Below are 24,266 nucleotides of genomic sequence, written 5' to 3'. Positions count from 1 at the left end.
CTACGAACTAACTTTTGTGGGATTTCTTGAACCAAGAACTGAATGGACAAGCACTTCCCTGCTTTTCAGCTTTTGTTTGTTTGCCACCAGATGTTAGTTTTTCCAAGAACAGATTATTGTCAAAGTAGTGTTCCAAGGAAATAACCTTCAAGTCATCGGTAACTTTTGCAATGCTCATGCCGATAATTTCTATTGTCTCTCCAGTAGGTGCATGGCCTTTGTATTCTCCGTTAAAATGTCCCCAATGCCGCCATTTGAATGTGACATTTGGTGGCCCTGAGAAAACTTCCAGGACTTCCCAAGGAAATCCTTGGGGAAATGTTGTGTGGAAGACTTTTGCGGATGATTCAAAGCTTTCTTCTGAAGCCTTGTAATGTTCTGAATCAGCCATAAATAAATTGTAAGTACCTTGGGCTGATAAATCTGCTGCGGTGTACTCTACTCCGCCATTGGTACTTACACGAAACTTGTCATTAACAATAGATAACCACTGTTGCGGGTTAGCTTTGAAGGATACCTCCATCTCAAAGGTTCGCACCAAGTTTTGCACGATCGCTTCCAGTGTACCTTCAAGGTGATTATAAGTACTTTCTTGAGCCAGATTCTCTTTTGAACGCGAATAATCAGGTGGTGTCTGATACCGCCACTCGACATCAGCACTTTCTGCTATCACCTTATCTCGATCCTGTACCCAAAGCGGCAGGTTGTTAGACTGTGTTGCGCTCATAGAAGTTTTTGCTGAAGGTTTGCTCTCGATTTCTAGATTTCGCAGTAGACAACCCCTCTTTTAAAACATGGGAGTGGGGAGTGGGGAGTAGGGAGTAGGAGAGGCAGGGGGAGCAAGAAAAAATAACTAAATTCCCAATTCCCAATTCCCAATGCCCCATTCCCCATTTCCTACTCCCTACTCCCTCTTATAGCTTGTTTCATCTCGCGGACTGCCCGTTCTATACCTACTAATGCTGCCCGGCTGATGATGGTATGACCAATATTCAGTTCTTCCATACCCGGAAGCGCAGCCACCGGATAGACGTTCCAGTAGGTGAGTCCATGACCAGCGTTGACTCGCAATCCAGCTTGAATCGCTTGTTCACACCCTTTGGATAACACTGCTAATTCTCGCTGGCGATTTGTTTCATCTTTAGCCTCTGCATATTGCCCAGTGTGCAATTCAATAAACTGCGCCTGCACCTTGACAGATGCTTCAATTTGTGATGGTTCTGCATCGATAAATAAACTAACTGGAATGCTAGCACTTTGCAATTTATCGACTATCTCACCTATTCTAGCAATTTGCCCGATAATATCTAATCCGCCTTCTGTTGTGACTTCTTCGCGTTTTTCGGGTACTAAAGTCACGTAATCTGGTTTGATATCGAGAGCGATCGCTACCATTTCATCTGTAGCGGCCATTTCTAAATTAAGATGCGATCGGACTGTTTCCCGTAACAGTAGCACATCCCTGTCTTGAATATGCCGCCGATCTTCCCGCAGATGCACCGTAATTCCATCTGCGCCGCCTAATTCTGCCAGCACCGCCGCCGCCACGGGGTCTGGTTCCACTGTCCGCCGTGCTTGCCGAATGGTGGCGATGTGGTCAATGTTAACGCCAAGTGTAGGCACCCCAAATTTCCCCCAAATCCACAGTCCTCAGAATTTGATTTTACCGGAAATGCTGGTCTTGCGTAGCGAAGTAGTCAAGAAAAGATTAAGGGGTCTAACGGAGTTTTAATAAGATTTAACCACGACTTGGAACAATGTCTGCATCAATGGCAGAATTTCGGCACATTGCACCATTCGGATTAGAGAAAGGGATGGTCATTACACAATTTGCTGACTTTTGCGTTGAACATTATTAGTGCATACGATTACTAGATTCTTTTTTTACTTTATACACTGTATAAATGCTAAAATCCTCAGGTAGACAGTTAGGATACTTAGATGCCAGTTGTAGCTAACTCAATCAAGTTTGGTACAGACGGCTGGCGGGGCATTATTGGTGATGAGTTCACCTTTGAACGCCTAGCCCTGGTCGCACCAGTTGCCGCAAAAGTATTGTATGATACATATTTTACTACGGTGGGTAGCCGGACAATAATTGTCGGTTACGATCGCCGATTCATGGCCGAAGACTTTGCTCGTGCTGTTGCTGATACTGTTTCTGCTGCCGGATTTGATGTGCTACTGAGCGAAAGCTATGCCCCAACCCCAGCTTATAGTTGGGCAGCAAAACAACTCAATGCTTTAGGGGCGCTGGTAATTACAGCTAGCCATAATCCTGGAACATATTTGGGGTTAAAAGTCAAGGGTTGTTTTGGTGGATCGGTACCGCCAGAAGTCACAAAAGAGATAGAAGCGCAATTGTCGGTTGGAGTACCATTAGCAGCTACTCCAGGGAAGCAAGAAAAATTTGATCCTTGGCCCAGTTATACAGAAGCACTAGAAGGTAAAGTTGATATTGCCAAACTTCGAGAAGCGATCGCCTCTGGCCAACTGACATTATTTGCCGATGTTATGCATGGCGCGGCGGCTGGCGGATTGGCGAAACTACTAGGCAATCAGGTCAGAGAAATCAACTCAGAACGCGACCCCCTGTTTGGTGGTGGTGCGCCGGAACCCTTACCTAAATACCTTTCAAAGTTATTTGAAGTCATCAAAACTCATCGAGAAACCGATAAATCAGGTTTAACCGTGGGGTTGGTATTTGATGGAGACTGCGATCGCATTGCAGCAGTGGACGGAGAAGCAAACTTCCTAAGTTCCCAAGTATTAATCCCGATATTAATCGACCACTTAACCCTGCGCCGGGGCTTTAGTGGTGAAATAGTCAAAACTGTTAGCGGTTCCGACTTAATGCCCCTTGTGGCAGCATTACATAACCTGCCAGTATTTGAGACAGCAGTTGGTTATAAATACATCGCTGACAGAATGTTAGCAGCAAAAGTGTTGCTGGGCGGCGAAGAATCGGGAGGAATTGGCTATGGCAGCCATATTCCCGAACGCGATGCACTGCTGTCAGCATTGTACGTTATAGAGGCGATTGTAGAATCTGGTTTGGATTTAGGTGAGTATTATCGCTATTTGCAGAAACAAACAGGGTTTATCTCAGCATATGATCGCATTGATTTGCCCTTAGCAAGTATGGAAGTGCGATCGCGTCTTTTGCAACAGCTACAAACTCAACCCTTAACAGAAATTGCTGGTTTAGCAGTGACCGATTGCCAAACAATTGACGGGTACAAGTATCGCCTAGCTGATAAAAGCTGGTTAATGATTCGGTTTAGCGGTACTGAGCCAGTTTTACGCCTCTACTGCGAAGCCCCGACAATTGAGCAAGTGCATCAAACTCTTGCTTGGGCGAAACACTGGGCAGAGTAAAATTAGTGAGGAGTTGAGAGTTAGGAGTTAGGAATTAATTAACTCATAACTTATCACTCCTAACTCCTAACTAATAATTTGTAATTCATGACATTACTTGTAGTAGCTACAGGAAATCCAGGTAAGTTACGGGAAATGCAAGCTTATCTGGAAAGTTCAGGTTGGGAATTAACCCTCAAACCTGAAGAATTAGAAATTGAAGAGACAGGCGAAACCTTTGCTGCCAATGCTTGTCTAAAAGCGTCACAAATTGCTAAAGCTACAGGAAACTGGGCAATTGCTGATGATTCCGGCTTGCAAGTAGATGCCCTAAATGGCGCACCCGGAGTTTATTCTGCACGTTACGCCAAAACCGACTCAGAACGCATTGCTAGGCTATTGAGAGAATTAGACAACGAGGTAAATCGGCAAGCTCAATTTGTTTGTGCAGTAGCGATCGCTCGTCCTGATGGTGCGATCGCATTACAATCTGAAGGTGTTTGTCTCGGCGAAATTCTCCACGCACCACGTGGTGACGGTGGTTTTGGCTACGATCCAATTTTTTATGTGCAAGAGTTGCAATTGACCTTTGCTGAGATGACACGAGAGTTGAAAGGGTCAATTAGCCATCGAGGCAAGGCTTTTACAGCTTTACTTCCGCAGCTAGAGAAAATTAAGAGTTAGGAATTGGGAGTTTGGATTTATGAATTTTGCTAAATCTTCACTCATTTAGTCTTGACTCACAAATCATAACTCTTAACTCATAACTCTTAACTCATAACTTTTTTAAACTGCTTCTGTGTTCTTTTCGCCAGTGCGAATCCGAATCACTTGCTCAACAGGCGAGATGAAAATTTTACCATCGCCGATTTCACCAGTGCGGGCAGCAGCAATAATTTTGTCTACTACCATATCAACCTGATTGTCATCAACGACGATTTCCACTTTGAGTTTTTGCAGAAACTCAACGGTATACTCAGAACCGCGATACCGTTCCGTTTGACCTTTCTGCCGTCCGAATCCCCGAACTTCAGAAACAGTCATGCCGACAATACCAGCGTTAACCAAGGCAATTTTTACCTCATCTAGCTTAAATGGACGGATAATAGCTTCTACTTTTTTCATCTTTTTGACTCCTGATTTCTACTAGCTTCGTTTATATATCTAACCAGATTCGCTGTCGGAAGCTGTAACTAGCAGTGCTTTTCCTAAAACATATGTAATAATTACCACTTTTTTAAAGTGTAGATGCTCTACCTGAGAATTTGGAACATGAAAATCGGCAAGGATTTATTAATTGGATAATCTTTAAGGCTCTAACATAAAGAAGTTGCTGTTAATTTAGCATTTTATGTAGCTTTTATAACCTAAAAATAAATAAATTCCGCCATGTAGCAGATATGCTGAGATATTTTAGAGACTGATTGCAGAAGAATTGCTTGATAGCCCAAAAGCTTGGTGTTGCTAAATGTGGGAGTATCAACTAACGTTTCTGATGTTCAAACAAGGGACGCACAACGAAATATCCAGCACTAAAGGCAGTAAGCATGATTAACAATATGGTGATAATTAACCACCAGCCATTGAGTCCCTTAGCATCTGGCTCAGTAGCGGAATAATAACTTACTTGTTGCTCTTCTATAAAAACTGGTTCTGGTATCGGGAAATTCATTTCCATTACTGGTGTAGGGAAGTCTTGGCGGCGGCTTTTTTCGGGTGGCGTTTTGGGGTTAACGGGTGGATGCGAACGAGAAACCTGTTGGCGTGGACGTGCTTGTGTTACTTGCTGTTTAGGCGCATTTTTAACGTCACTAGAAGCTTGGGGGATTTGGTGATAACTAGGCGTAGTCTGGGAATCCACAAACTTTTGCAAATGAGAAAAAGACTCAACGACTTTAATAATTTCTTGGCGTAGCAGTTCATTTTCTTGTGCTAATTGTTGATTTTTAGTGGTAAGTGCATGTAGCTTCGCCTGTGCTGCTTGCAACTCTGTTGACAATTCCCTGTATACAGGCAGTGGTACAGAGGGAGGGTAGGCTTGAGTAGTCGGTGTTGGCGAATTCCTGTGAACAGAACCTATGGTTGTTCGCATCGGGGGCTTGGTATTAAAAATCAAGGTAAGTAAGTCGTACAGAGATGCTAACAGAGATAGCCAGCCCTGAAACTATGCCCAAGAATAATAGAAAAATGCCGAAAGGGCAAAGATTTCTTATTGGGGCATTGGGAATTGGGCATTGAGCATTGATTATTAAATATTTTCCTCTGCTCCCGTGCCCCTGCTCCAATCCTCTTGATAACTGACCACAAGGTTAATTTCGTAACAATGGGAAGAAGTGTCCTACAGGGCCTTGCCCCTCGCCAATATCTAGGGCGTAAGTGAGTGCAGTAGTCACATACTCTTTTGCCTGTTGCACTGACTGCCACAAGTCTTTTCCCTTAGCCAGATTAGCAGCGATCGCAGCCGATAGTGTGCAACCAGTACCGTGGGTATTTTTTGTCTCTACTTGCTGGCAAGTCAAAACTTCCAACTTGTCCCCATCAAACCAGATATCAACGCCACGCAAATCTCCCTGCATACCTCCGCCCTTGACTAAAACAGCCTTCGTCCGTAAAGTCTTGTGAATAATTTCAGCAGCGGCTTGCATATCCTCTAAGGAATTAATTTGTAAACCGCTCAAAATTTGGGCTTCGTAGCGATTTGGCGTGATTATAACCGCCTTGGGAATAAGAGCATGGCATAGAGTCTTCACAGCATCATCATCAATCAATTGTGCCCCTGTACGTGACACCATTACTGGATCAACTACTAGATTATCGATTTGTAAAGCTTCTATCTGCTGGGCAACAGCAAAGATAATTTCCTGATTAAGTAACATTCCCGTTTTGGCAGCTTGTATGCCAATATCCTCAACTACTGCCTGAATTTGCGCCACAACAGCCTCTGTTGACATGGCATCAACCCTCATCACTCCTAAAGTGTTTTGTGCCGTGATACAGGTTATAGCACTAGTACCGTGGACACAGTGAAAAGCAAAGGTACGTAAATCAGCTTGAATTCCTGCACCGCCACCGCTATCGGAACCGGCAATGGTTAAAGCAACAGGTATTCTGGAGTTTATTTCAGTGTTCATAATTATAAAGATTAAGTAAGTTAACGCAATCAAACCAAACTATCTCAAAGTATTGATTAACTAGGCTAACACCCCCTTCCCTTCTACTTTCTGTCTCCTGAAGGCACGCTTGACGTAGGCATAGCCTCTGGTAAAGAAGGCATTGCTGACAAAAAATGTTTAGAGAAAGTTCATCAAATCCTTGCACAAAGCGCTCTCGTTGCCATATCACTCTAGAAATTAACAGGATTCCAGCACCATACTTCCATATCTTTTTCGATTTTTTTTGTAAAAAAAATAACTAACTTCAGGGCATTTACTGATATCAAGCGCTCATTGTAAAGGTTACTTTTAATTCAGTTCACAAAGCCCAGTTACACCGATTACAACAGGTTCGACTAAGTTGTTACATTAGCTCCCTTAATTTAAAGGGTAAACCTACTAAAGTTTCAACCAATCCAACTTTAACCACTGTAACTTTAAGTCCCCAGCTATCAGCGAGGGGTGCATTTTACCACGCCGATTTGGCAACCTCCTGACCTAAGACAACGGACAAAGTTCAGAGCAATTACTATGCCAATTTATGATCATCGTATCGAAATATAACAGATAGTAAAACGGGTTTGCAAAGAGCAGCAATCACGGTTGCTACAAATTAATTTCCAAGTATTCAACTCCAGTTTTGGTAATCAGATAATGTCTAACAACAAACGCAGAGAAAACAGGAAGTGTCTCCGGTTTTGCGCTGCCTTGTCTATGTGCAACTCGTCCGATCATCCTCAATAAAATCCTGACGATTGACGATATAGACATTCCTGGTTTAACCATTAACAGTTGATACAAACAAAGTTTTCAATTTTACAACAAAGTTTCTAGAAACGACGCAATTTTAAATCGCGATTGCACAACTGCGACTGTCCTGAAAAGTCCAGATAATGACCCATTCAAATAACTACTTAGCAACTTAGTTTATTGCTGAGAGCATACTACTAATTCACCTTACACACATTCGGAGTAAAACAATGGCTGGCAAAACATACTACGTTTCTGGAACAGGCAATGATAAAAGTGATGGATTGAACGAGGGAGCCGCATTTCGCACCCTCCAAAAAGCCGCAGACTTGGTGCAAGCAGGTGATACCGTTTATGTCATGAATGGTACTTACACAAATATTTACCCTAATATCCTGAGCCTTTCAAATAAGCATGGTAGCGCTAATGCACCGATCACATTTACTGCTTATCCTGGACACAAACCTGTTTTAGAAGCACACACAAACAATTGGAATGCCATCTCAATTACAGGCTCTTCTTATGTAGTCATTGAAGGGCTGACGCTGGTGGGAGCGCGAGATGAAATTACATTAGAATATGCGCTCGAGCAAAAAGATAATTTGAGTAACCCAGCAACATCTGGAAATGGTATTAACGTTACATATATCAATGGCGCTCAAAAGCAACGTTCACATCACATCACAATTAAAAATAACAACGTTTCTAAGTTTCCAGGAAATGGGATTGGAACAGAAGAAGTAGACTACATTACAGTAAAAAACAATATCGTTTCTGGAAATGCTTGGTACTCACCTTATGGAACCCAAGGGATTACAATGCTTCACCTTTGGAATTCCGATACAAACGTAACAGATTACAAAGTAGTTATTGAAGGTAACACCTCTTTTGATAATAAACAATTAGTTCCTTGGATTCAAGCAGGAAAAGTAACAGAGGGTCATGGAATAATGCTTGACACTGCTTCTGTTGCAAATGTTGCATACCAGGGCAAAGCCTTAATCAGTAATAACGTAGTTTACAACAATGGTGGTGCAGGGATTCAGATTTTCAAAGGAGAAAACCCTGTAGATATTGTAAATAATACAACTTACCAAAATTCACAAGAACTCCCAGTCGGAGAAATTTTCCTTAACAGCGCTAAAAATGTTCGGGTTGTTAACAATATTATGTATGCAAAGTCTGGAGAGTCTGCCAGTTCTATTGCTAATTCTAGTAATTATTCATTTGACAACAACCTTGCTTACAACGGAGATCTTAAAGGTGCAGGATCCGGAAATGTATTAAACAAAGACCCGTTGTTTGTTAATCCAGCGAATGGTGACTTTAGGCTCAGAGCTGGAAGTCCTGCAATCGATGGTGGTTCCAATGCTTTCAATAGCATCACTAAGAACATTCCTTTAGATGGCGATGGCGACGGCAGTGTATTGATTGATATTGGCGCATACGAAGCCCCAACCAGTAAAACTCCTAGCCCCGAAATTCAAATTCTTGATGGCACAGTTGACATTGCAGATAACAGCACTACCCCCATTAACTTTGGCGTTGCTGTTGCTGGTAGCACCCTGACCAAAACTTTTACTATTAAGAACACAGGTATAGCTGCACTCAACCTGACTAATCTCAAACTCCCCGACGGCTTTAGTTTGGTAGGAACTCTTCCAGCTACTTTGGCTGCCAAGACTTCGGCGAATATAACGGTGGCACTAAATACGACCACTGCCGCAACCTACAGTGGCAACTTCAGTTTAACCAACAACGATAGTAACGAAAGCCCCTTTGACTTTGTTATTAGTGGTAAAGTTAATGCTCCCGAAATTGAAGTTTTCAATGCTACAGTTGGCGACATTGTAGATGGCACTACTACCCCCTTTGACTTTGGCGATGCCGCTTTTGGCAGCACCGTGATGAGAACTTTTATCGTCAAGAACAAAGGTACAGCTCCGCTCAACCTGAGTAATCTTGAACTCCCCGACGGCTTTAGTTTAGTAGGAACTCTTCCAGATACCTTGCCTGTCAACGTTTGGGCGTCTCTAATTGTGGCACTCGATACGAAAAGACCTGGGACATACGGTGGCAGTTTCAATTTGATCAACAACGATACTGATGAAAGCCCCTTTGACTTTGCCATCAAAGGCACAGTTCAGCCTGCTCCTGCCCCCGAAATTCAAGTTCTCAACGGTACAGTTGATATTGCAGATGGCAGCACTACTCCCATTGACTTTGGCAACGTCACTTTCGGCAGCACCGCTACCAAAACTTTCACCATCAAAAACATCGGTACAGCTACGCTCAACCTAGGTAATCTTACACTTCCCAACGGCTTTAGTTTGGTAGGAACTCGTCCGTATAGCTTGGCTGCCAAGGGTTCAACGAATATAACAGTGGCACTCAATACAAATATACCTACACCTGGAACATACGGTGGCAGTTTCAGTTTGACCAACAACGATAGTGACGAAAGCCCCTTTAACTTTGCCATCAAAGGCACAGTTCAAGCCCCTCTTGCTACTGAAACTTATCTTCTCAATGGTACTGACAATTCTGAGTACTTAAAAGGCCATGCCCCAGCCAACAAGATTTATGGGTTTGGCGGTAACGACAACATTGTAGGTAATGTAGGAAATGACCAACTCTTCGGAGGCGACGCAAACGATACTCTCTGGGGCAATGATGGTAATGATCGGCTGTATGGCGATAGCGGCAATGACAGACTTTCGGGTGATAACGCTAACGATACGTTATTTGGTGGTATCGGCGATGACCAACTACTAGGGGGCGCAGGCGATGACTGGCTTTATGGGGGCAGTGGTACAGATGTACTTACAGGGGGTTATAACGCTGACACCTTTGTATTGGCTTCTGGTCAGGGCACAGACACTATTACTGATTTTCAAATGGGTACGGACAAGCTTGCTTTGTCAGGTGGTCTGCTGTTTGGTCAATTGTTGATACAGCAACAAGGAACTCAAGCCTTCATTATGGATAGTTCTGACAATCAGGTATTGGCGAAGTTGGATAATATCACTGCAAGTACACTTTCGGCTCAACCTTCCTCTTTTATCACTATTTAGTTGTGTCTTTTGAAAATCAAGTTTCTGCAGAGCAGGTGTAGGGAAATAACTAAACAAAGAACATTTAGTATTGAGCAACTAAATTCTTTGGTGCGGTTTCCTACACCTTATTTTTGTTAAGGCTTGTGTTCAAAACCTGCCATTAGTCTGGTAAAGGCACAACAAACGAGAATATTTTGCAACACCAAAAAATGTACTTTACCGTTACTGTTGCTTAACTCCGCCATCCGATGCTGTTATTAATACTTTAACTGCCTTTAACTGGTTCGACCATAGTACAGCTAATGTGCGGATTACATCTTTGACTTATCAGTATTCTCAAATGAAGATTACTTAAATTTTTGATACAACTACTGATTCCCTTGCGATCGCACACTTTCTAACGCTCCCTGCAAAAACTTTCCCCATTCTGCTGCCAAAGGTATTTCTGTAAACGGAACTCGCACTGAACCAGTAGATTCGGAAAATAAAAATTCCAACTCTATAGAACGGCCTTTCTCCGGTAGATTTTCTAACTCTACTTTTTTGTCATCTACTAAAAGATATATTTCTCTGACATCAAGTAAAGAAAATGTTTCTAGTTTAACAGGCCCTTTAGGCGTTGGTTTTCCCCAAGTTAGATTGTTGCCTTTTTGACCTAATACAGCATAAATATCGTACTTAGCCCGTTCAAATTGCTCTGCCCAAGCGCGATAGGCTTCAACTTTTTGATACTCCTTCGAGCCTTGCCAAGCCAACCAGAAAAACATTACTAATAGGGGCAACCACAAAAGACCACGTTCCATCGTTTAAAAAAGTCCTGAGTGAAACTTGTAACTAAAAGTGCCAAATCCACCACTAAAGGATGGAGATAAGTTATGGTAGTGAGCAAACTGGCAAGAAGCGGTGATGAGTTAATATGAGAAAGCTTATATTATTGTGCTTGTTTGTCATTGGGCTGGGATCTGCCATATTTGGTTTCCTGAATTTCCAGGGATTGGCAGCGAAAGGAGAGTTTGAGACGATTTTGCTTGATTTTCGGGAAGATATTCCATCATCAGTGGTGGAACAGAATTTACAAGCGATCGCCAAACAATATAACGTTACACCCCAATTAGACAACAAGTTTTCTAAAAAAGATAATGTGTATATTATCAAGGGCGATCGTCAACGGCTCCAAGAACTGAAAAAATCTCAGTTTGCCCAAGCTACAGAATTTATTGAACCAAACTATATCTACAGCAAGATTCCACAACCTGGTGAAGTCGCTTGGTTAGGAGAATTTTTGCGACCCCAAGAAGATGAAGAAGCAAGCCCCTCATTAATTGGCCCTAATGACCAATATTACAGCAAGCAGTGGAACTTGCACAAAATCGGTATTGAAGGCGCATGGAGTCAAACCAAAGGCAGTGGCATCACAGTTGCAGTAATTGACACTGGTATTACTAAGGTGCGGGACTTGTATGAGACAAAATTCGTCAAAGGCTATGATTTTGTTAACGACCGAGAAGAAGCCACAGACGATAACGGGCACGGTACCCACGTTGCCGGAACTATTGCCCAAGCCACAAATAATAAATATGGGGTCGCTGGAATTGCTTACGAAGCCAGTCTGATGCCGCTGAAGGTACTGAGTTCATACGGTGGCGGTACTGTTGCTGATATTGCCGAAGCGATTAAATTTGCTGCTGATAAAGGCGCAGATGTAATTAATATGAGCTTAGGCGGTGGCGGTGAAAGCAAGTTGATGAAAGAAGCGATCGAGTATGCCCATAGAAAAGGCGTAGTTATCATTGCCGCAGCAGGAAATGAAAACGCCAATGGGGCAAGCTATCCAGCCCGCTATCCCTACGTCATCGGCGTTTCGGCAACTGGCCCAGATGGTGAAAGAGCGCCCTATTCTAACTTTGGTGCTGGAGTAGATATTTCTGCTCCTGGTGGTAGTGAAGCTGGTAAGATTCTCCAAGAAACTATCGACGAAAAAGGCGAAGGTGTATTTCTGGGTTTCCAGGGTACAAGCATGGCTGCTCCCCACGTTGCTGGGGTTGCGGCATTAATCAAGGCTGCTGGTGTTAAAGAACCAGATGAAATTTTAAAAGTCCTCAAGCAGTCCGCGCGAGTTATCCAGGATGATGGTTTGAACTATTATGGCGCTGGGCAACTCAATGCAGAAGCAGCAGTAAAACTAGCCTTTGGCGGACAAATCAGTTTCCCAGATTTCTTTCGATGGTTACGGGATAACGGCTATCTTAACCCCGGCTTTTGGATCGATGGTGGTGCAGTAGCATTGTTACCCAAAGTTTTAATGGTAGTTGGTTCCTATCTGCTGGCTTGGTTTTTAAGAGTTTACTTCCCCTTCACTTGGAGTTGGTCTTTATCTAGTGGGTTAATCGCTGGCAGTTCTGGGTTATTCTTCCTCAAAGGAATCTATATTTTTGATCTTCCCCAATGGCCTTTCCGGGTTTTGGGTAGTTCAATTCCCGAACTCGGCAATACCCTCCAGGGAACCGATGCGTTGAATCCCCTGTTTGCTAGCGTACTGATTCCCATTGTGTTAATGGCATTGCTCCTGGGACATCCTAGTTGGAAATGGTTTGCCATTGGTTCAACCTTAGGTGTAGCAGCGTGCTTGACAGTAAGTGCGTTTTACGACCCAGCAGTTTGGGGTTTGGGAAGTGATAACATAGCACGCCTCTTCCTCATCGCCAATGCCCTAGTTTGTTATGGACTTGCTCGTTTAGCATTGAAGAACGAAGAAAAAATAGCATAAATGGGGAAGAATTCTTTATAACTCCCTACTCCCTACTCCCTACTCCCTACTCCCCCACTATGATTACACTTACAGGTAAAATCGAACACCGCGATATTGGTACAGGCGCATGGGCGTTAGTTACAGAAGACGGCGTTACTTACGAAATCCTCAGAGGGGCTGACAAAGACTTGCTCAAAGCCGGACAAAAAGCAAAAGTTAAAGGGCAGGTGCGTGAAGATATCATGACTACTGCCATGATTGGCCCTGTCCTAGAGGTTAAATCTTTTGACGTAATTAGTTCTCATTAGCAGTGGGATTCAGAACCTCTTGAAGACGGCTTCTGAACTCCCCTTTGGGATGACCTCCTTTTACCTCACCCACAATCTGAAATTCCCCCTCTGGAGAATTGCAGATGATGTAAGTAGGCCATCCCATTTCTGATTTATCGGGATATTGAGTTAATAAAATCTTGCGATACTTGCGGTAAGCAGCCGTATCCTGCATTTTTACATCGATAAATTCTAAACCCAGTTCTTCTGCCACCTTTTTGTCATAAAAAGACATTTTGTGGCAAATGCCGCACTCTTCTGAAGAGAACTTAATTACAGCTAAACTCATGGGTTGACGACTCTTTGATTCTAGGCAAAGTTTTTTAGCATAATGCCATGAAATATTACCATACAGTTGGTCATTCATGTCAACTGAAGTTTGAAAACCTGATCCAGTAGGTTTTTCTCCTTCCCTGCTAGAAACAGGGAAGGCGATTTTTTGGGAGGCTGAGGCTCTTAACGAGAAATACTATCTAGTTGGCGAGTGAGCTTCTGATATGAACTTGAGAGCATGATTGCTGGCAAGATAATTAAAATGTAGAAAAAAAATTAAGAATATGATTAAATATCATAGCAATCATTTTGGTGTGGCATCTCTAGCTCATAATAAAAAGAAAGCGATTCAGGGATGGCGTGATCAAGTTATCCTGTATCCTGGCGATAGACAGATACTCAAGGTCTACCAGCAGTAGCAACAGCAATAATGCTGCACTCCAGTTATGTGGGTAGCAAATTCTAGGGTGGGCAATGTATAAAGACAAGTCCCTATGTGTCTAGTAGACAAAAAAAACCCCCAGTGAGTGTTAGCCAACCAGGGGAGTTAGTTATCAGGGTGCATCTACCAATTAAATGTTCTTGGGTTAAACACCATACTCCGGACAAATTTGAACAAAGGTTAGTTATTTTTTAAAATAAAAAAACCCCAGTTGGTGTTAACCTAACTAGGGGAGTGAGTTATCAGGGTGCATCTACCAGTTATTTTTTCTAGGGGCAGCCAGTATCTTCCGGAGAAAATCATCAGAATCAGGGTTGATGGCGATCGCATATAAAAAACCCCCAGTGGGTTTTAGCCAACTAGGGGAGTGAGTTATCAGGGTGCATCTACCAATAATCTCTTCTAAAATAAATGGGTAGCTACCGGATAAATTAACAGAGATTGAATTTGTTAGTGTTTGTTTATCACAGAAAAACCTCAGAGGGGTTAGTTATCAGGACAGGATTGCCAATTAAATTACTGGTGCGCTGCCTTAAATCATGGGTGTGTCAGCCCCTACGGGGAAGTCAAAAGTCAAAAGTCAAGCATGATTGTTGCTTTAGGGCTTACACACAAGAGATCCCCCAAACTCTTGAAAAAGCTAACTCTTAGCGTAGCTGTAGCAATGCGTACGGTATAGAACTACTGAAAAGGCTACCCGACTCTTAAAGCTTGCTAACAAGAGTGCCTTTGAACAGGAGAAGCAACTGGCGTAGGCTTATTTAGATATAGGTTTCAAGCTTTTAATGGGTAGGTTTTGTGCTGACTTCCTTCATAAAAAACCCCCCAGTGGGCGTTAGCCAACCAGGGGAGCTAGTTATCAGGGTGCATCTACCAATTAATTGTTCTAGATTTAACCATCATGCTCCGGATAAATTCCTGAGAAAATTGATTATTTTCTTGTGTCAAAAAAACAAGAGTGGATATTCTCTGAATTAGGGGAGTTAAAAATCAAGGGACATATCATCTACTAATCAAGTATTCTAGGGTTAAGCACTATTTTCTGGTAGAGAATATCTGCGTCATAAGTTGCTGTTGTTTGCCAAAATAAAAAAAACCCCTAGTGGGTGTTAGCCAGCTAGGGGAGTTGAAGATCAAGGTGCATCTACCAATTAAGTGTTCTAGTCCCAAGTAATCCGATCCGGATAAAGTTGTAAAGGCAGAATAAGCAAAAGAACTAGAATCAGAAACATTCAGGGGTGGGATGCATCTAAGCTATCAAAGGGAGCGAAAAATCGACTTGAAACTTTCGCGTTTCAAACCAGATTTAGGAGGCAAACAGGAGAAACTGTGACCCAGGAATTCCACATTTCGGTAACTCCTGTAGGGCAAAATGACTACTTGGTGCGGACGGAACAAGTCGCGCCTGGGGTACCTTTGGCAGAAGAATTAGTGACTTGGCCTGTAGCTGATTGGTTGATGGCTGCTGGGCATTTGATGAATGATCCGTTGAAGTCGGTGTTGCAAGGAGATCCATTCGCCTCTGGTGGGCATGAAAGCGATATCGCCAGAAACTCTGTTAATTTGGTGGCGTTAGGTCAACAATTTTATAACGCTCTATTTCAAGGTACTCTCAGAGATAGTTGGATTACTGCCCAAGGTATTGCCCAGAACCATCAACAAGTACTACGCTTGCGCTTGGGGCTAAAAGACACTAGGTTAGCTCGTCTGCCTTGGGAAGTGATGCACGCAGGCGATCGCCCTCTGGCCACTGGGCCTTATGTCGCTTTTTCTCGCTTCCAAAGTGGAATTTTGGGGGCTTCCCCTTTGCGGCAAAATATGCCCACACTACTAGAACAAGGTGGTGTGAAAGTATTGATGGTAATTGCTTCCCCCTCAGATCAAGTCCGCCTTGACTTACAGAAACAGGAAGCTATCAAACTGCAAGCAGAACTTCACCGAATACCACGGCTTACTGAAGGTAGCAATCGTTTCCCGCAAATAGAACTTACTGTGTTAGATCAACCAGGGCGAGAAGAACTGACACAAGCCCTAGAACAAGGCAGATACCACGTTCTCCACTATTCTGGTCATAGTAACTTAGGTTCCAATGGCGGAGAAATTTATCTTGCTAGTCGCAGAACTGGCTTAACAGAAATCTTGACCGGGGATGATCTGGCTGGTTTGCTCGTCAACAATAATATCCAAATGGCAGTGTTTAACTCCTGCTTGGGGGCGTACACAGCTGCATCCGATCCCTCTGGAGATACTGGCGAGCGAAACTTGGCAGAAAGTCTGGTGAAGCGCGGAATTAGAAGCGTTTTGGCGATGTCAGAACGGATTCCTGATGAAGTAGCATTGACGCTCACACAATTGTTTTACCGCAACTTGAGTCAGGGATATCCAGTAGATTTGTGCGTGAGTCGGGTGCGCCAAGGATTAATTTCTGCCTATGGTTCTCACCAGATGTATTGGGCATTACCAATTCTGTATCTCCAGCCAGAATTTGACGGTTTTCTCAGCCAGGAAACTGAGTTATCCGAAAGTGCGGAGTCGTCCAAGCAATATAATTCGCCTTTAGGGGCAGCTTCGGTGATGTACTCTGCTATGGCAGATGATCCCGATATACCTTTAGGGATGGAAGAAATGATCCCTTCTGGTTTGGCACGTGATTCTGGGTTGGATTGGCTAGGTGAAGATACTTGGGGCGATCTTGTTGATGAAATTGAGTATGATGACCCAAGCTATGCAGAAGATTCTGCTATAGTTTCGGATTTGTTTCGTCAACTAGATAACCAAAAAGCTCCAATTGAACTGGATCAAGAAATTTCCGAAAATAGTCTTGAGCAAAGACAGGCTTCGGAGGAAATAACTTCTTTGCAAGAGGGAGGAGATTTGTGGGGAGAACCCCCAGCACCACCACCTCAAACTGCTGGGAACTTGGAAGGAAATCGGCAAAATTCTGCTGATTTTTTGCGTAGGCGTAGCCCGCCGCAGGCATCGCAACCAGCCTCATCTGGAACTCGTACCCGTCGCCGCAAACTGTGGCCAATTGTGAGTATTGTAGGTGTTAGTGCATTAGCAGCTGCGATCGCTTTAAATTGGTGGTGGCAAAATCGCTCCCAGCAGGTAACTCTGCCCGATATACCAGGAATTCCTACCCAGTCTGTACCCATTCAAAAGCAGCCAAATATCGACTTAGAAATAACACCAACTGGAATTGTCACCGCCACAGCTACGGAAAAGTTGAGTCAGGGCGACTTGCAAGGTGGGTTATTAGCTGTAGACGAACTACTCAATCGTGGCGCACTGACTGCGGCTGAAGCTGCTCTTAAACTGATTCCAAGTAAACAAGCTGACAATCCATCTGTGAACTTTTACAAGGGACGATTGGCGTGGCAGTCTATCCAAGCTAGAAACAATAACTATAGCGTTGATGATGCTCGCCGCTACTGGGAAACTGCTGCAAAAGCTAACCCAGAATCGCTTTTGTATAATAACGCTTTGGGATTTGCCTACTACACTGAAGGCAATCTGAATCGAGCCAATGATTCTTGGTTCAAGGCTTTGAATTTAGCTCTCAAAGCGCAAAACTCAGACTTTAGCGCCGCAACATCTACAAATATGGCAGTCCCTAAAGATGCGTTAACTTCTTATGCTGGTTTAGCTCTCGGACTGTATAAATCTGCACTTACTCAATCTAGCGGTAAGCAGACACAATATCTGAATGAAGCGATCAAGCTGCGGCAAATGGTTCTCAAGGCTGATCCAGTCAGTTTCCAGGTAGATGAATTAGGTAAAAATTGGCTGTGGACGGAGAAGGCGATCGCAGATTGGCGATCGCTCCTTCAGGAGAAAGGTGAAGAACAGTAATTCGTAATTCGTTGCAAGTAAAAAGGGCGGTTAGAAACCGCGTCTACACAGACAAAACCCACCTCCGTGGGTTTTAAACCCTCAATTTTTCATTAGTCCGCGCAGGCGGAATTCGTTTGTATAGTAGCGAATTCCATTCGCCGGGGCTTTTATTTGTTGCCTTGAAACTGCTTAATAATATTGCTAATTAAAGGCAACTGTTCCAGTACTATTTTTGTTAAATCTACAAAAGATTTCTCAGAAAGGCGGTCATCTTGACGAAGTTGCAGAACGCCGATTAAGACAATAAATATTGCTGTACCAATAATTGCTAAAGCTAGATAATGAAATGGTAGGGAACCACCAAAGAATGCAATTAAACAAAATACAACTACAAATACAAATAAATAGAACATTCCATTTCTAAACGTAAATGGAAGCGTAACCTGCACTGCTGGTTTAGAATTCTCTTCTTGTTTAGATGGTTCTGTCATAAAATTATTTTCTTGCTTTGATGGTTGAATTACATTAACTGTTCTGACATTCCCCCCAATTGTTACCGAGGGATTAGGGAGAAAATCACCACTCTTCTGCTGTTCTGCTTTCCCCAACTCCCTTCTATCCATCACATCATCAATTAAGCTCAAAACATTCGCTTTTTTAAAGCTAATATCACATTCAATATCATATTTTTAATTAGCAAGGCGATTTCTTAGATTTTCAAGTTTATAAAAGTGTGGCTTTTGGTTATCTTTGCATATGTCGCAATTACAGGGGATTAACTTGTCGTATTTTAGTCGCTTGTATAAGTCATGAATTTTATCGAGTTCATGTGTAACTATGGTCATCAAATCTCTTTTGTGACGACCTGAGACTCCTTCCCCGAAATTGCCTAACTTGATACTCACCTTCAATTAATTGGTAAATCGAGATAGTTGGTTGTTTAGGATTGCCAATAAAGCGCCTACCACCTCAACCTAGATAGTCTACAATCCAATATTCAGGAATACCCAAAGACTCGTAATCTTCTAGCTTTAAAGCATAATCATCACTCCAGTTGGTTGAAACAACTTCTACAACTAACTTGACGGAACTACCCCGCGTAATGATAGATTCTTTTTTCCAACGAGGTTCGTCCCTAACAGCTTGTCTATCAAGAACTATGACATCTGGTTCATAACCTGAATCAGTGTTAAGTGATTTGATGACGCATTCTTTAGGGATAAAACAAGGAATGGACAAACGAGTGATTTCAATAAACAAAGAACCATTGATAAACCCGGCTATCTCTGAGTGCTTCCCTGTTGGCTTAGGCATTTCAACAATTACCCCATCATGTAGTTCATAATGCCTGTCTGAAGATTCGGGATACCAGGCGATAAATTCATCAAAGGTTAGTTGTTTGGTTAAGGCTTGAATCATACTTTACCTTTTGTTAATTTAAAATGAAAAACAGAGTCTCCTGAATTGCGTTACTTGTCAAATCCAGGAAACGAAAAATTATATAATTTCCTGGGGGTAAAAATGGAAACAAAAAAATTGCGATCGCATATAGGAACAGATGGGATATTGCACATTCAGACACCCACTGATTATAAAGATACATCTGTAGAAGTAGTGGTAGTTGTGCAGCCGTTAGATAAAGCAGACCTTGCACCATGCGATGACACTGTAATGCAATATAACGCTTGGGGAAAGCCGACGACAAAAAAATCGATTCAAGAAGCAATTGCCAAAATGCAACAACTGCGGCAAGAAGTAGCTTTAGATAAAACCTCAATCCGCGAAATGCTTGAAGAGGGACGAAGATTTTAATGCAGTTTGTTTTGGATTGTTCTGTAGCAATTAGCTGGTGTTTGGTGGATGAAAATGATGATTATGCTAATGCCATACTCGCAATAATGCCAGATTCTGAAGCTTTTGTACCAGGAATTTGGTCACTGGAGATTGCTAATACCCTTGTCGTGGCTGAACGACGTAACCGTATGACTAAGGAACAATCTGAGCAAGCTATTGCTTTGTTACAGTCACTATTAATTCAGGTTGATTTATTTACGGATGCAAAGGCTTTGGATGCAACCTTGAAGCTAGCACGACAGGAAGGTTTAGCAGCTTATGACGCAGCTTATTTAGAACTGGCGTTGCGGTTACAATTGCGGTTAGCAACTCTTGATACTCGGTTAGCAGAGGCGGCGACTCGTTGCGGTGTGGGATTAGTCGTTGTTGACAAGGAAACATGAAATCAAGGCTGAGTTTGGGGCGTTTGTCACACCTTCTCATGGGAAACCGGGGAATTGCGTTCCCTGTGAAAGTCAGGGAACGAGAAAAACACGAAAATTTAAACTTTAGCCGCCGCAGCACTTGGTAAACTCACTTTCAAGCGCTTAAACATCGCTTCTCTTGCTTGTGCAGCGAGGCTATCGTCAAAAGGTTTTAAGGTAATTTCCTGCTGATACTTTAGCCGCAACGCTGTTTGAATTAACCAATCGGCGACAAAGGGATTTTTCGGTAATAAAGGGCCATGGGAATAAGTAGCGATCGCATTCTGATAAAATGCTCCTTCTGTACCATCCTCTCCATTATTTCCTAAACCGTACACCACGCGCCCCAATGCTTCCACTTTCCCCAACTTGGTGCGTCCACCGTGATTTTCAAAGCCTACCAAATATGGTGTGCTACCCGTCATTTCTTTTAAATCTCGCGCTAGGCGTGAAGCTGTCACTTCAATTACCAAGTTTCCAATACAGCGCTTAGTATTTTCACCAGGATGTACGGAAACTAAATCGAGTATTCCCAAACCATCAATCCGTTGTCCTAATCCGGGTTCATAATAATGTCCCAGTAATTGTGGGGAACCACAAGTAAATACTCCCGGTGTTCCATTTTCGATTTTTTCGCGCATTGCATCAGCTTTCGCGCCTTGCAAATCACGCATGACAATTTCTTGCTGACGATCTTGTGCGCCACCACCAACGATTACATCTACAGTTTTAATATCTGCGGCTGTGGCATTTTGATCTAGGGGTAATACTTTAACATCGTATCCCCGCCACTCGGCGCGACGTTCTATAGTAATTACATTACCGCGATCGCCATAGGTACTCATCAGCGTCGGGTACAACCAACCAATTGTTAATTCCAAATTTTGAGAACTCATATTCATAATTCGTAATTCGTAATTCGTAATTCGTAATTTGATTGGGTATTGGGAACTGGGGAATGGGAAAAAATTTATCTAAATCCTTACTCCCCACTGCTCAATTTAAAGAATTTTCCGCCCAGTTAGAACTTCTCGCACTTCTAGCATGGCTGAGTAGGTGGGCAGAATATGCAGAGTTTCATTCTCTGGTGTATGCTCTAATGCAGTTGCGATCGCTTGTCGCAAATCTTCTTCTACAATTAAATTTAAGTTACTCTGATGGGACTTTTGACTGTAACGTAGACGTAGTGCCATATCGTAGACGCGATCGCCACTCACTACTAAAGTCCCGCCGCGTTCGACTAATTTCTCGGTATCCACATCCCAAATCCAGGATACATCAGTGCCATCAGGTGTGCGATCGTTTAATACTAGCAGTGTGGTTTTATCTGTGCTTTGAGTAACTACGCGAATGGTTTCATTCGTTCCTACAGGATTTTTTGATAACAATATCCGTACACGTTTACCGTTAATTACTAAATCTTCTGCACGACCAAAAGCAGCTTGGAAAGTATTAATAGTATCTCTAATTGTTGCTTCATCTACTCCTAACTCAATAGCGGCAGTAGCAGCAGCTAAAGTATTATATTTGTTGTACAAACCAACTAGAATTTGCGACCATTCACTACTTTCTAGAGTCGGTTTACTTTTATTAAAACCACACTGAGGACAAGTAAAATCTCCCAAATGAGACAAATAAACACCCTTATAATCTAGAGAATGTCCACATTGAGGACAATAAATAGAATCAACGGCGTGAGGAATTGCTTCTAAATAATGTTCTGGTTCATTCAAGCCGAAGAATAACACCCGTTGGGGTAACTGCTGACCAAGGTTAGATAAAGTTGGGTCATCAGCATTGGGAATTACTATCGTTTCTGCTGGTAGCGTAGAAATAACTTTTGTCCAACGCTTACTAATTGTATCTACTTCGCCGTACCTATCGAGTTGGTCGCGGAACAAGTTTAAACAGAGAATGATTTGCGGCTGGAGTGGCGTTAATACTCTTGGGACAATATTTTCATCAACTTCCAAAATGGCGTAATCAGCATTTAGCGTACCTAGTAAGTTGGTGCTTTCTAACAGCGCTGTCATCAAGCCATTTTCCAGATTTGCACCTGTAGAATTATGAGTAACGCGATAGCCTTTGCGTTCTAGTATTGTGCATAAAAGCAGCGCTGTGGTGGTTTTGCCGTTAGTACCAGCAATTAAAATCACTCCATTTTTAACTTGCTGACTCAATAATTGTAAGAGTCGGGGTTCAATGCGACGAGCAATCGAGCCTGGTAATACACTAGCAGCACCCAGACGGAGCGATCGCACTATAAACGTTACACTCTTTGCCACTGACACCGCGAAACCCAATCGCAGCCTATCTATGAATTGTATTTTGTTTCCCACATCGGTATCCTAGTCTTCTGGCAGTTGCTAATTGAAAGTATTTAATCGCAAATTTAATATGCGTGAGTTTAGCGAATCCTGACTGAAAAAGCCAGCCTTGACATCAAGTTAGAGATTCTGCCTCCAGTGATAACAACAACCCTCTTTCCTCAAAAACCTTCCCTGCTTCCCCACTCCCCACTCCCCACTCCCCACTCCCAACTTTCCACTTACGAGAGATAATCTCAGTAGGCGTTATCTTAAAAAATAGTGCGCGGGTGTAATTAGATATCCAGCCCAGTTTGCTGAATTCAGCACAAACTCACGACAAGTAGTAGCTTGCAAGGTTCCTTTTGATGAATAGCACAAAGTTTCTTTTTTTACATAAACAAATTACTGGCTGGCAAAGGTGGTTGTCCAAATGCCTGTTGTTGGTTATAAGTCTTTTCATTATAAGTATGCAACCTGCATATGCTGGTCTCGATAATGATTTATATGATGGCAACATTTTTGTTGTTTATGCTGGCAATGGTTCATTGGTTCCTCCCAGACAGACACTGGCACAGGCTTTAGCAGAACATAAACCCATATTTTTGGCCTTTTATTTGGATGACAGCAGCGATTCTAAAAGATATGCCATTTCCATTTCACGGGTACAGGAATTCTATGGTCGGGTAGCAGAAATTATGCCGATTAATGTAGATGCTATCCCACTCAAGCAGACCTACGACCCTACAGAACCAGGATATTACTATTCTGGGGGTGTTCCTCAAGTCGTGGTGTTTAATAAATCAGGTGAGGTAGTTTTGAATAAAAAAGGTCAAGTACCTTTTGAAGACATAGACGATCAATTTCGTAAAATCTTTGATTTGTCACCACGCACGGAAACAGCACAGCTAAAGCGGCGAGCTTTTAATGAGTTCAGTAGTGAGTTAGCTAAGTAAGTTATGGGCTAGACCAAATTGGTCTGCCCTAATTTTTCGTGCTATCTGCTACTATATTTCTGCCGATAGCAAAGCATAATATTTAAATATCTGTCTTAACAGTCTGTAGTCTGTAACAAATGACTAATGACTAATGACTAATGACTAATGACCAATGACTAACTAGAGCGTATTCTGATGTCAAAGGTTTACACTGCCCAGGAGCTAATTAAAATTTTGGCAGATGAACGCCAAGCCTGCCTTAAGGGGAAACGCCTCAAATTAGAAATACCAGTCTCTGGCAATCCTGTAATTGACCAGTTTCTCATAACTGATGGGCTGCAACAGTTCACTGCCTATCAAGATTTCAAAACTGCAATTCATAATTATCAGAGGGAAAATCAAGTCTCAGGTATTATCTGGCGGGAGGTAACAGTCAAAGGTAAAAACCTGAATTATCCCGAAGTAGATAGCGAGTTAATAGCCCTCAAAAGTGACTTAGAGATATTAAAAGCTGCTAAAAATTCTATCGTAGAATTTTGGTATGAAGTCTCTATGGGAATGGATTTATACTTGAGTTTCAATAATAGTAAACAATACCAACGAATTGTCACATCTGATGTAGAAAGAATTGTTCAAAGAACAGAATGGGCAGGTTTGTGCAAATGGGAAAATTCTAGTTTTTTGGAAATGATTTTGCAGCTAGGATGGGGTAAACCAGAAGAAGCTTCTTATAAACGAGGAAGACCGCAATCGGGTAGTGAATATATTCATGCAGTCAATCCTGGTAATCGCCCCATTGGTTGAGCGAATAATTCGTAATTC

Annotated in this window: 21 protein-coding genes and 1 pseudogene; 11 read left to right on the top strand and 11 right to left on the bottom strand. The window is 42.6% G+C overall.

The window, feature by feature from the left end:
• Positions 1 to 7 precede the first annotated feature (7 nt).
• Positions 8 to 727 (bottom strand): SnoaL-like polyketide cyclase, encoded by a 720-nt coding sequence (locus H6G96_RS00410; protein ID WP_190909413.1) that lies wholly within the window; start codon positions 725 to 727, stop codon positions 8 to 10.
• Between the two features lie 170 nt (positions 728 to 897).
• Positions 898 to 1,623 carry a pyridoxine 5'-phosphate synthase gene (locus tag H6G96_RS00405; RefSeq protein WP_190909412.1) on the bottom strand — a complete coding sequence of 242 codons (726 nt, stop codon included), beginning with the start codon at positions 1,621 to 1,623 and terminating at the stop codon, positions 898 to 900.
• Positions 1,624 to 1,941: 318 nt separating this feature from the next.
• On the opposite strand from H6G96_RS00405, the gene H6G96_RS00400 reads away from it, so the two are divergent.
• Both H6G96_RS00400 and rdgB read left to right on the top strand, forming a co-directional pair.
• Positions 1,942 to 3,378, top strand: a complete 1,437-nt coding sequence (locus tag H6G96_RS00400) for a phosphoglucomutase/phosphomannomutase family protein (RefSeq protein ID WP_190909411.1) — start codon at positions 1,942 to 1,944, stop codon at positions 3,376 to 3,378.
• A gap of 87 nt (positions 3,379 to 3,465) precedes the next feature.
• The gene (gene rdgB / locus H6G96_RS00395) at positions 3,466 to 4,041 is read left to right on the top strand and encodes an RdgB/HAM1 family non-canonical purine NTP pyrophosphatase (RefSeq protein WP_190909410.1); all 576 of its coding nucleotides are present in this window, start codon (positions 3,466 to 3,468) and stop codon (positions 4,039 to 4,041) included.
• 102 nt (positions 4,042 to 4,143) lie between these two features.
• On the opposite strand, the gene H6G96_RS00390 is transcribed toward rdgB, so the two are convergent.
• The 3 genes from H6G96_RS00390 to thiD all read right to left on the bottom strand — a co-directional run bounded on the left by H6G96_RS00390 (position 4,144) and on the right by thiD (position 6,488).
• Positions 4,144 to 4,482, bottom strand: a complete 339-nt coding sequence (locus tag H6G96_RS00390) for a P-II family nitrogen regulator (RefSeq protein WP_012410794.1) — start codon at positions 4,480 to 4,482, stop codon at positions 4,144 to 4,146.
• 358 nt (positions 4,483 to 4,840) lie between these two features.
• Positions 4,841 to 5,449: a hypothetical protein gene (locus H6G96_RS00385; RefSeq protein ID WP_190909409.1), complete on the bottom strand. Its 609-nt coding sequence runs from the start codon at positions 5,447 to 5,449 to the stop codon at positions 4,841 to 4,843.
• A 217-nt stretch (positions 5,450 to 5,666) separates the two neighbouring features.
• Positions 5,667 to 6,488 (bottom strand): bifunctional hydroxymethylpyrimidine kinase/phosphomethylpyrimidine kinase, encoded by an 822-nt coding sequence (gene thiD, locus H6G96_RS00380; RefSeq protein WP_190909408.1) that lies wholly within the window; start codon positions 6,486 to 6,488, stop codon positions 5,667 to 5,669.
• A gap of 1,001 nt (positions 6,489 to 7,489) precedes the next feature.
• Between thiD and H6G96_RS00375 the strand changes: the two genes are divergently transcribed.
• Complete coding sequence (locus tag H6G96_RS00375; RefSeq protein ID WP_190909407.1) at positions 7,490 to 10,333, top strand: choice-of-anchor D domain-containing protein; 2,844 nt, start codon at positions 7,490 to 7,492, stop codon at positions 10,331 to 10,333.
• Positions 10,334 to 10,683: 350 nt separating this feature from the next.
• On the opposite strand, the gene H6G96_RS00370 is transcribed toward H6G96_RS00375, so the two are convergent.
• Positions 10,684 to 11,118 carry a hypothetical protein gene (locus tag H6G96_RS00370; protein WP_190909406.1) on the bottom strand — a complete coding sequence of 145 codons (435 nt, stop codon included), beginning with the start codon at positions 11,116 to 11,118 and terminating at the stop codon, positions 10,684 to 10,686.
• Between the two features lie 113 nt (positions 11,119 to 11,231).
• Here H6G96_RS00370 and H6G96_RS00365 point away from each other — a divergent pair, with 113 nt between their 5' ends.
• The gene (locus tag H6G96_RS00365) at positions 11,232 to 13,082 is read left to right on the top strand and encodes a S8 family peptidase (protein ID WP_190909405.1); all 1,851 of its coding nucleotides are present in this window, start codon (positions 11,232 to 11,234) and stop codon (positions 13,080 to 13,082) included.
• A gap of 59 nt (positions 13,083 to 13,141) precedes the next feature.
• On the top strand, positions 13,142 to 13,372 hold the full coding sequence (locus H6G96_RS00360; protein ID WP_190909404.1) for a hypothetical protein: 231 nt from the start codon (positions 13,142 to 13,144) through the stop codon (positions 13,370 to 13,372).
• Here the strand turns inward: H6G96_RS00360 and H6G96_RS00355 are convergent.
• Positions 13,359 to 13,682 carry a thioredoxin family protein gene (locus tag H6G96_RS00355; RefSeq protein ID WP_190909931.1) on the bottom strand — a complete coding sequence of 108 codons (324 nt, stop codon included), beginning with the start codon at positions 13,680 to 13,682 and terminating at the stop codon, positions 13,359 to 13,361. The two genes, H6G96_RS00360 and H6G96_RS00355, sit on opposite strands and share 14 nt — an antisense overlap.
• 268 nt (positions 13,683 to 13,950) lie before the next feature.
• On the opposite strand from H6G96_RS00355, the gene H6G96_RS42245 reads away from it, so the two are divergent.
• Together H6G96_RS42245 and hetF are read left to right on the top strand one after the other, a co-directional pair.
• Complete coding sequence (locus tag H6G96_RS42245; protein ID WP_277932886.1) at positions 13,951 to 14,085, top strand: hypothetical protein; 135 nt, start codon at positions 13,951 to 13,953, stop codon at positions 14,083 to 14,085.
• 1,352 nt (positions 14,086 to 15,437) lie between these two features.
• A complete protein-coding gene (hetF, locus tag H6G96_RS00350) occupies positions 15,438 to 17,960 on the top strand; it encodes a cell division protein HetF (RefSeq protein ID WP_190909403.1) in 2,523 nt (840 codons plus the stop codon).
• Between the two features lie 149 nt (positions 17,961 to 18,109).
• Here hetF and H6G96_RS00345 read toward each other — a convergent pair whose 3' ends face one another.
• Together H6G96_RS00345 and H6G96_RS00340 are read right to left on the bottom strand one after the other, a co-directional pair.
• Complete coding sequence (locus H6G96_RS00345; protein ID WP_190909402.1) at positions 18,110 to 18,586, bottom strand: hypothetical protein; 477 nt, start codon at positions 18,584 to 18,586, stop codon at positions 18,110 to 18,112.
• A gap of 232 nt (positions 18,587 to 18,818) precedes the next feature.
• A pseudogene (locus H6G96_RS00340) lies at positions 18,819 to 19,361 on the bottom strand (Uma2 family endonuclease); the annotation flags it as partial.
• A gap of 102 nt (positions 19,362 to 19,463) precedes the next feature.
• On the opposite strand from H6G96_RS00340, the gene H6G96_RS00335 reads away from it, so the two are divergent.
• Together H6G96_RS00335 and H6G96_RS00330 are read left to right on the top strand one after the other, a co-directional pair.
• On the top strand, positions 19,464 to 19,754 hold the full coding sequence (locus tag H6G96_RS00335; protein WP_190909401.1) for a hypothetical protein: 291 nt from the start codon (positions 19,464 to 19,466) through the stop codon (positions 19,752 to 19,754).
• Complete coding sequence (locus tag H6G96_RS00330; RefSeq protein WP_190909400.1) at positions 19,754 to 20,179, top strand: type II toxin-antitoxin system VapC family toxin; 426 nt, start codon at positions 19,754 to 19,756, stop codon at positions 20,177 to 20,179. The genes H6G96_RS00335 and H6G96_RS00330 overlap by 1 nt, the downstream gene beginning before the upstream one ends.
• 98 nt (positions 20,180 to 20,277) lie before the next feature.
• On the opposite strand, the gene H6G96_RS00325 is transcribed toward H6G96_RS00330, so the two are convergent.
• Complete coding sequence (locus tag H6G96_RS00325) at positions 20,278 to 21,096, bottom strand: type 1 glutamine amidotransferase (RefSeq protein WP_190909929.1); 819 nt, start codon at positions 21,094 to 21,096, stop codon at positions 20,278 to 20,280.
• A 105-nt stretch (positions 21,097 to 21,201) separates the two neighbouring features.
• Positions 21,202 to 22,539 carry a MurT ligase domain-containing protein gene (locus tag H6G96_RS00320; RefSeq protein ID WP_190909399.1) on the bottom strand — a complete coding sequence of 446 codons (1,338 nt, stop codon included), beginning with the start codon at positions 22,537 to 22,539 and terminating at the stop codon, positions 21,202 to 21,204.
• A 335-nt stretch (positions 22,540 to 22,874) separates the two neighbouring features.
• Here H6G96_RS00320 and H6G96_RS00315 point away from each other — a divergent pair, with 335 nt between their 5' ends.
• Together H6G96_RS00315 and H6G96_RS00310 are read left to right on the top strand one after the other, a co-directional pair.
• Complete coding sequence (locus H6G96_RS00315) at positions 22,875 to 23,462, top strand: thylakoid membrane photosystem I accumulation factor (RefSeq protein ID WP_190909398.1); 588 nt, start codon at positions 22,875 to 22,877, stop codon at positions 23,460 to 23,462.
• A 177-nt stretch (positions 23,463 to 23,639) separates the two neighbouring features.
• Positions 23,640 to 24,248 carry a hypothetical protein gene (locus H6G96_RS00310; protein WP_190909397.1) on the top strand — a complete coding sequence of 203 codons (609 nt, stop codon included), beginning with the start codon at positions 23,640 to 23,642 and terminating at the stop codon, positions 24,246 to 24,248.
• Positions 24,249 to 24,266 lie beyond the last annotated feature (18 nt).

The sequence above is a fragment of the Nostoc sp. FACHB-892 genome (genome assembly GCF_014698795.1).
In the GTDB taxonomy this organism is placed as follows: Bacteria; Cyanobacteriota; Cyanobacteriia; order Cyanobacteriales; family Nostocaceae; genus Nostoc.
This window is presented reverse-complemented; position numbering and strand designations above follow the sequence as displayed.

Coding starts and splice junctions, on each gene's coding strand:
- H6G96_RS00390 (WP_012410794.1), bottom strand. CDS start 4,482: ATGAAAAAAGTAGAAGCTATTATCCGTCCATTTAAGCTAGATGAGGTA.
- thiD (WP_190909408.1), bottom strand. CDS start 6,488: ATGAACACTGAAATAAACTCCAGAATACCTGTTGCTTTAACCATTGCC.
- H6G96_RS00370 (WP_190909406.1), bottom strand. CDS start 11,118: ATGGAACGTGGTCTTTTGTGGTTGCCCCTATTAGTAATGTTTTTCTGG.
- H6G96_RS00355 (WP_190909931.1), bottom strand. CDS start 13,682: ATGAGTTTAGCTGTAATTAAGTTCTCTTCAGAAGAGTGCGGCATTTGC.
- H6G96_RS00400 (WP_190909411.1), top strand. CDS start 1,942: ATGCCAGTTGTAGCTAACTCAATCAAGTTTGGTACAGACGGCTGGCGG.
- H6G96_RS00410 (WP_190909413.1), bottom strand. CDS start 727: ATGAGCGCAACACAGTCTAACAACCTGCCGCTTTGGGTACAGGATCGA.
- H6G96_RS00310 (WP_190909397.1), top strand. CDS start 23,640: ATGTCAAAGGTTTACACTGCCCAGGAGCTAATTAAAATTTTGGCAGAT.
- H6G96_RS00365 (WP_190909405.1), top strand. CDS start 11,232: ATGAGAAAGCTTATATTATTGTGCTTGTTTGTCATTGGGCTGGGATCT.
- H6G96_RS00325 (WP_190909929.1), bottom strand. CDS start 21,096: ATGAGTTCTCAAAATTTGGAATTAACAATTGGTTGGTTGTACCCGACG.
- H6G96_RS42245 (WP_277932886.1), top strand. CDS start 13,951: ATGATTAAATATCATAGCAATCATTTTGGTGTGGCATCTCTAGCTCAT.
- H6G96_RS00385 (WP_190909409.1), bottom strand. CDS start 5,449: ATGCGAACAACCATAGGTTCTGTTCACAGGAATTCGCCAACACCGACT.
- H6G96_RS00315 (WP_190909398.1), top strand. CDS start 22,875: ATGAATAGCACAAAGTTTCTTTTTTTACATAAACAAATTACTGGCTGG.
- H6G96_RS00360 (WP_190909404.1), top strand. CDS start 13,142: ATGATTACACTTACAGGTAAAATCGAACACCGCGATATTGGTACAGGC.
- rdgB (WP_190909410.1), top strand. CDS start 3,466: ATGACATTACTTGTAGTAGCTACAGGAAATCCAGGTAAGTTACGGGAA.
- H6G96_RS00335 (WP_190909401.1), top strand. CDS start 19,464: ATGGAAACAAAAAAATTGCGATCGCATATAGGAACAGATGGGATATTG.
- H6G96_RS00330 (WP_190909400.1), top strand. CDS start 19,754: ATGCAGTTTGTTTTGGATTGTTCTGTAGCAATTAGCTGGTGTTTGGTG.
- H6G96_RS00375 (WP_190909407.1), top strand. CDS start 7,490: ATGGCTGGCAAAACATACTACGTTTCTGGAACAGGCAATGATAAAAGT.